This window comes from Coleofasciculus sp. (genome assembly GCF_046565525.1).
Classification (GTDB): Bacteria; Cyanobacteriota; Cyanobacteriia; order Cyanobacteriales; family Coleofasciculaceae; genus Coleofasciculus.
Genome location: NZ_JBKHUP010000196.1, coordinates 1 through 7,041, shown reverse-complemented (window position 1 = coordinate 7,041; position 7,041 = coordinate 1). Strand labels below are relative to the sequence as shown.

At 45.1% G+C, this 7,041-nt stretch carries 8 protein-coding genes; 4 read left to right on the top strand and 4 right to left on the bottom strand.

The genetic code is table 11. The features are described 5' to 3' along the window. Window positions 1-993 (top strand): putative Ig domain-containing protein (locus ACLGGO_RS34660; protein WP_446422719.1); only part of this gene is annotated, 993 nt, incomplete at its 5' end. A gap of 14 nt (window positions 994-1,007) precedes the next feature. On the opposite strand, the gene ACLGGO_RS34655 is transcribed toward ACLGGO_RS34660, so the two are convergent. Genes ACLGGO_RS34655 through ACLGGO_RS34640 form a run of 4 tightly spaced genes read right to left on the bottom strand, consistent with a single transcriptional unit; the run spans window position 1,008 to window position 4,019 of the window. After that, window positions 1,008-2,042, bottom strand: coding sequence for an alpha-L-glutamate ligase-like protein (locus tag ACLGGO_RS34655; protein ID WP_446422718.1), 1,035 nt, complete (start codon window positions 2,040-2,042; stop codon window positions 1,008-1,010). A gap of 6 nt (window positions 2,043-2,048) precedes the next feature. Beyond that, entirely contained in the window at window positions 2,049-2,378 is a 330-nt protein-coding gene (locus tag ACLGGO_RS34650) for a 7TM domain-containing protein (RefSeq protein WP_446422717.1), read from the bottom strand. After that, window positions 2,359-3,444, bottom strand: a complete 1,086-nt coding sequence (locus ACLGGO_RS34645; protein WP_446422716.1) for a UUP1 family membrane protein — start codon at window positions 3,442-3,444, stop codon at window positions 2,359-2,361. The genes ACLGGO_RS34650 and ACLGGO_RS34645 overlap by 20 nt, the downstream gene beginning before the upstream one ends. After that, window positions 3,441-4,019: an ATP-dependent zinc protease family protein gene (locus ACLGGO_RS34640; RefSeq protein WP_446337468.1), complete on the bottom strand. Its 579-nt coding sequence runs from the start codon at window positions 4,017-4,019 to the stop codon at window positions 3,441-3,443. Before ACLGGO_RS34640 ends, ACLGGO_RS34645 begins: the two co-directional genes overlap by 4 nt. 182 nt (window positions 4,020-4,201) lie before the next feature. Here ACLGGO_RS34640 and ACLGGO_RS34635 point away from each other — a divergent pair, with 182 nt between their 5' ends. The 3 genes from ACLGGO_RS34635 to ACLGGO_RS34625 all read left to right on the top strand — a co-directional run bounded on the left by ACLGGO_RS34635 (window position 4,202) and on the right by ACLGGO_RS34625 (window position 6,789). After that, window positions 4,202-4,354: a DUF2256 domain-containing protein gene (locus tag ACLGGO_RS34635; RefSeq protein WP_446337469.1), complete on the top strand. Its 153-nt coding sequence runs from the start codon at window positions 4,202-4,204 to the stop codon at window positions 4,352-4,354. A 35-nt stretch (window positions 4,355-4,389) separates the two neighbouring features. Further along, window positions 4,390-5,322 carry an isoaspartyl peptidase/L-asparaginase gene (locus ACLGGO_RS34630; protein ID WP_446370998.1) on the top strand — a complete coding sequence of 311 codons (933 nt, stop codon included), beginning with the start codon at window positions 4,390-4,392 and terminating at the stop codon, window positions 5,320-5,322. A gap of 462 nt (window positions 5,323-5,784) precedes the next feature. Next, window positions 5,785-6,789 (top strand): Rpn family recombination-promoting nuclease/putative transposase, encoded by a 1,005-nt coding sequence (locus ACLGGO_RS34625; protein WP_446422720.1) that lies wholly within the window; start codon window positions 5,785-5,787, stop codon window positions 6,787-6,789. Window positions 6,790-7,041: the final 252 nt, after the last annotated feature.

Genomic DNA, 7,041 nt, shown 5'->3' with positions numbered 1-7,041 from the left:
GGGTTTAAACTCGATATCGCCGCCGCACCTGTGGTTAACAATGACCCCACGTTACTCTCTCCCATTGCTGACCAAACAGCTCAAACCAAACAATTTTACAGTTTAGACATCAGTGACTATTTCACTGACCCCAATGGTGACTCCCTTACCTACTCGGCTATCGGTTTACCCAAAGGATTAAACCTGAATCCGGAAACGGGTTTAATTAGTGGCAATCCCCGCAACAAAGCCGTCGGCACGAATTCGATTACTCTCACCGCTAATGATGGTAATGGAGGCGAAATCAGTGATGTCTTTGACTTAACGGTAAATCGTGGGACAAGGAATAACGGCAATGCCAAGCCTCAACTCAGTCCCCAAAATGATCGGTTGGACAGCAATCAGTTTACTCTCAATGGGCAAAACCCGATGGCAGAGGGTAACGATAGTCTTACCCTAACAGGTGAACCAACGAATGAGTCTCCTGTCTTAGGAACTCAATTACAAGGAGAAAAAGAACTCATTGATTTACGAGGACAAACCAGTCCGGTAGAGGCGAATTTTATCGAGATTAAGAGTGAGGCTCGCTTTGATAATTCTGTCGGCTTATACGTGATTGAAAATGAAGATGGGGCGGTTAAAGACCCAATGACAGGTCAACTAATTCACCCAAGAAACGAGGGTTATGCCCAAGCTGCCATTGACCAACGGGTGGTTAGCGATGTGAATCGAGGTATGGTGACGTTTAACACCCAGTTACAGGGAGGAAGTCTTCTCGCTCCTTATATTATTACCAATGGCACGACGGAGGAATGGCTAACCGAGAATTCAACGAATCAGTACCTGGGTTATGGAGAACCCATTGCCTACTTTGCCTACTTGGGTGCGAATCCTGATAAAGTTGATCACATTCGCCTACTGGGTGATAACACCTTTGGCTTTGAGGATTTGCATGGAGGTGGTGACAATGATTTTGATGATTTAACCTTCCAGGTTGATTTAACTGTTGCCTAACTTCTGGGTTCAGATTATCTGATTTTCTCCCCAAGCAACTGCCTGTTTCCGTTCCGCTTGGGGAGATCATTTATAGAATTTTTCAGTTGACTGGATAAAAATAGTCTTGCCTTTCCTGAGGCTAATGTTTCTTGGGCAAAAGCAATTTTTTCTGGGATACCTGAGAGTTTGGGTAAAGCGCAATCAATCACGTTGAGTCGCGGTATCAGTCCCTCTCGATTAGCAATTTGGATTGACAATCCGGGACGGGCGTTGATTTCCAGTAAAAGCGGTCCTTTTTCGCGATCGAGAACAATATCTACTCCTAGATAGCCAAACTCAGTTTTATCCCCTAATTTAGCCGCCATTTCCAATATGCTTTGCCAATGGGGAATTGTGCGATCGCACAATGCATATCCGGTTTCAGGATGATTGTCAATATAGCGGTTGTTCTGAATACCTGCTAATGTTTTACCTGTCGCCAGATCAATACCAACCCCAACGCCACCTCGGTGTAAATTTGCCTTACCGTCAGACAGCCGGGTGGGTAGGCGTAACATTGCCATTGTCGGAACCCCTTGATAAACAATGACGCGAATATCAGGAACCCCTTGATAGGCAATTTCATCAAAAACGGTATCGAACTGCACCGCATATTCAATAATGGCGACATCCCCTTGACCTCCCAGCGAAAACATGCCGCCCAGGATATTATACAGGTGATAGTGCAGGTCATCGGGTTTCAAAATTGAACCACTCGCTTTATGATAGCCTTCATCGTTCACCGCTGTAATTACTAAGATGCCATCCCCGCCGCTACCCCTAGCAGGTTTTATCACAAAAGATTGGCGAGCGCCGACGATGTTGGATAGGTGTTTTACCTCATTTTGGAACGTAATCATCCCATAAGTTTCAGGAACGGCTACGCCAAGGCTGTGAGCCATTTTCTTTGTTTCTAGTTTCGAGTCCGCCAGACGATAAAGACGACGAGGATTATTGGGAAACAAATAGTCTAGATTCCGGGAATTAATCCCCAATATTCCCTGGTTTTTGCCGAAAAAGGGAAACATTTAAAGTTATGCCTTATTTTGATTCAACTGTTTCTGGAGTGACATAAAGCGAAAATACTCGATCAGCTTATAGCCGTTGTAACGTCCCACCAAAATCGTGATGCCAAGAACCACGAGTAACAGTTCCGGGAAGACAAATGTCCAATGCTGCACATAGTCATTAACCATAAATAAATAACCGAGAATCGCGGCAAAAATTGTACCCAGTCCGGCAACTATAGTTTCGGTTGCGCCATTTTCTTCCCACATGACTGATGCCCGCTCGATTGTCATCGCCAGAATAACAATGGGGAACAACGAAACGGATAAACCCAAACTAATGTCGAAACTTTCCATCACAACAGCTAGCCCACCTACGATCAATACCGTTGCTGTTAAAATGGCAGCGAGTCGCCAGAGGTAGCCGGAGAAACGAGTATTCTAAAAAGGGATTCTTGGGCTTTTCGTCATCCAAAATTGATTGCGTTAGTCCTTGATTCGTATCCGGCTGAACAACGACCTCTAAATCGACCTGGTTCGCACCTTGAGCTTGTAAAATGCGATCGGTTCCATACCACCAGGTTAGATAACTGTTTTGCGCTTTAAAACTCTGATCTAACGGATCAAAAACCAGCCATTCATCGCCGTCTCGCACCTCTAACCACTCCACAAAATCAGTCGAGTAAACCTCTTCACCTCTCAAGAAAATGCCATTACCAACTCGTACCGGAACTTCGGCTCGCTCTAACAAAAATGCCGCCACCTGTACTGTAGAGTCTGGCTTTCTGACATTGCGACTTATCGCTTTAATCCGGATATCCTCTGGATTTAGAGCCAGTTGATAGATGGTTTGCACGAACGATAAGCGATCGCGTGACTTAGCGTTAGCCTCCTGAATCAAATTGATAATCTCAGTAACGGGCAGATTTTCCTGTAGGTTATCCTTAGCTCTCTCGGTGTTTTCGCCAAACCTAATCATCTGCTTATCAACGAGCCGCCGTCCGGAAATTGGTACGTCTTTCTCAATCGGATCTAGTCCAGCTTTTCGTTTGATATTAGCTCGATAAAATATAAAGTCACTAACATCATTACTATCCTGCTTCGTGAAGACAGCTAGACGATTGGCTGACTTTTTATCCGTTTCGATTTCGCGAGTAAATCCTTCATTAACAAAATCATCTTCAACAATGTTATAGCGTTGGGAATCTTGGGGAAGATGAAATTTAACGGTAGTCGGTAACTCTTCCTCCATGAGGGGAGAGGGTTGCGAAACGAAGGATATTTTTGCCTCAATATACCAACTTTTAAACGCCTGATTAGGTAAGAGTGGCACATCTGAAGCGATCAGCTTGTGAATAAAAATACTTAAACCAATCGCCGCCAAAAATAATGTCAGGAGCAAAGCTTTAAACGTGCGATTCACTGTTTTGCCTCCTCTGTGGGACAGGATGGCTCTTGAGTAAATGTCGCCGATGAATCAACGGCTAACTTCCCGGCGGAAAGCATATTGCGTCCGATTAAAACTGAATAGTTGAAATCGTCTCGCTCAGCCAGGTTTACTTCTTCCTCAATCCACTGACCCGCAACACAGATTTTCATTCGGACTACTGGACGACGGATATAATCTTTGGTGCGGCTTTCGATGCGAACCCATCTCACAATTGGAAGTTCAAAGGTTTTTGTCACTCGGTCTTCATCGGTAAAGCGGAACTTAATCATTCCACCTGATTCTGTTTCTTGATCAGGTTGTTCTATTATTTCAGCGTTAATCGAAGAGGTTGTTGCACCTGTATCGAGCTTGAATTTTATCTCTTCTGATACACCAGTAATCTTTCCCTTCTCGACCCAGCCCACTATTTGAGGTTCTTGTCCCTGCACGTCAGTTGCTTGTATCTTTTGGATGCTGCATCCGGCTCCAGAGAATACACAGATGAAGATCACTGCTAAAATTTTCTTGGTTGTGGCTGGTGTCAACCAATAAAAGTCACTCTTCAACATTGAGTCCTCAAAAGACGGTCGATTATAGTCGCTAATTAAATATACTTTGTATCATTGATAACAAAATCCTTCCTCAGATCGATGTCGGGCTAGGGAAGATGTGATGTGTTTTGAGAAAAATGCCAGCCTGACAACTTCAAAATGTACAATGATTTCAACCTTATAAGGCTCCTTAACCCAAGATGGCACGAGTTCGTTCTAAGTCAGATCTACCGACTAAAATCTGCCCCGTCTGCGAACGTCCTTTTACTTGGCGCAAAAAATGGGCAAAATGCTGGGATAATGTGAAGTTCTGCTCGGAACGCTGTCGCCGACGCAAATCCCAAGCCAGTTAACTGTCTTAAGCCATAAAAGGAGGTTCGTGAATTCGATGCAACCCAAATTAATTATCCATGGTGGTGCAGGAAGCGCCCTGAAAACCAAAGACGCCACCCAAGCGGTGCGCGATTCTCTTTATAAAATACTCGATGAGATATATGCTCTGTTATTAGCCGGTGCAAATGCCCGTGAAGCAGTGATTCGAGGCTGTCAACTCCTAGAAGATGAACCTCGCTATAATGCCGGAACGGGTTCGGTATTGCAATCTGATGGACAGATTCGCATGAGTGCATCGCTGATGGATGGTAAATATCAGCGCTTTAGTGGTGTGATTAATGTATCGCGGATCAAAAATCCCATCGAGTTGGCGAAGATTTTGCAAGATTGTCCCGATCGCGTCCTCTCGGATTATGGAGCGGCGGAACTGGTGCGGGAAGTGAATGCACCCATTTACAACCCGTTAACCGAGAAACGATTACAGGAGTGGCTACAGGAGAGACAGGACAACTTTGAACGGGCGATGGCGGATGTGGTTAGCGAACCTGAACTCCTTTCCTCGGAAGCCGGACGGGGCACGATTGGGGTAGTCGCGTTAGATAGTCAGGGATGCTTGGCGGCGGGTACATCGACCGGCGGGAAAGGGTTTGAACGGATTGGTCGGGTCAGTGATTCGGCAATGCCTGCGGGGAATTACGCCAACCTGAAAGCCGGCGTAAGCTGTACCGGCATTGGTGAAGATATCATTGATGAATGCTTCGCCGCACGGGTTGTGGTGCGCGTCACCGACGGTTTATCCTTAGCCGATGCCATGGCACGTTCCATAAAAGAAGCAAAGGAGAATCGGCGGGATTTAGGTGCGATCGCGATTGATGCTACAGGTGCGATCGCCTGGGGCAAAACCAGCCAAATTCTCCTCGCTGCTTACCATACCGGTCACCAAAAGGGAGACACACTCGAAATAATTGAGGAGGTGCAAACGGTATAGCAGAGGTTATCCTTCATCAATAGGCTCGCATCAACCAATCTCGCAGGTTGCCTGGATGGGGACAGTATTTCTGGGCAAGACATGCTGTTCCATCTCAGCTTCCAGCTAATTTTGGATAAATCAGCCTAGTCGAGTTAACCACAACTGACGTAATACAGTGAAAACAGACGTATTACGCTCTTGTCTGTAGTTTCGCTGATCAACTCCCTTGAGTCAAGTTTTGTTTGCAAATCTTTATAAGGGTCGCGATCGCTAAATTATCAAAGAGGGTTCTCCCACGATTTTCCCTTGCATTTCTCGCCCAAGAAATGAATGATACATCAAGTTGGCGTGAGGAATTGGAAGGGGTGCGGGGTGGATCGAGATCAACGGTAATTCGTCGCTATATTGAATGACTGGATAATCCGGATAAAGTCAGTTTTCAAGCGGCGTTGGAATTTAAAGTATTGAGAAATTATGACACTGAGATTTATTAGCCCAAAAACTGACTTTGCCTTCAAGAAAATATTTGGGTCAAACGACAGCAAAGATATTCTGATTAGCTTTTTAAATGCCTTGATTTATGAAAGCAATCCAGTGATTCAGGATTTAGAAATCATTGATCCCTATAATCCCAGGGATGTCGTTGATCTCAAAGATAGCTATCTAGATGTCAAAGCTTTGCTGGATAATGGCTCAACAGTGTTAATTGAAATGCAGGTACTCAATGTGGCGTTCTTTGAGAAGCGCGTCATTTATAACCTGACCAAAACTTATGCGAATCAATTAAAATATGGGGAAGGATATTCTCACCTTAAACCAGCCATTGCCTTAACCCTTACCGATTTCCCAATGTTTGACCAGACTCAACGATTCCTGACGCGCTTTTGCTTAAAGGAAAAACAGGAGTTGTTTGATTATCCTGATCCGGAAATCGAGTTAATCTTTGTGGAATTACCCAAATTTACTAAGACCCTTGATGAATTAGACAGTTTAGCTGATAAATGGATTTACTTTATTAAAGAGGCTCCCAGCTTGGAAGTCATTCCACTCACGTTTAGGCAACTTCCGGAACTGGATAAAGCCATGAATATCGCGAATCAAGCGAATTTAAGTGTAGAGGAATTGGAAAAATTGCGTAAGCAAGAAATGTTTCTCGAAGACCAACGAGGTTTTATTATTAAGGCAAAGCAGGATGGATTAGCAGAAGGATTAGAGCAAGGATTAGAGCAAGGATTAGAGCGAGGATTAGAGCGAGGATTAGAGCGAGGATTAGAGCAAGGATTAGAACGAGGGCGTCGAGAGGGAGAAATCCGAGCGATATTACGTTTACTGGAGCGACAGTTTGGGTCAATGTCTCCAGAAATCATTAACCAGATTCAAAATTTATCTTTTGAACAATTGGAACATCTAGGAGATGATGTTTTAGACTTCAATAGTGTAGAAGAATTATCAAATTGGTTAAAAGACAATGGGATGAACAGGTGATTGGGTTAGGGCTTGCTGCATAACGGCAAAACCCTTATCTATCAAGGCTTTGAGTAGCATGGACATTGGATCATATTCAAGGAAATAGGGTAAAACCCTTTCATACCCTTGCACCGCTATCAGGGAAAATGTATCATTGCCTCCCCAGCTCCCCCCGCTCCCCCCCCCCCCCCCCCCCCCCCCCCCTCCCACACCTCACACCCCGCCCACGACCCCCAGCGCCCACAACCCCCCCACCCCCCCCCCCCCCAC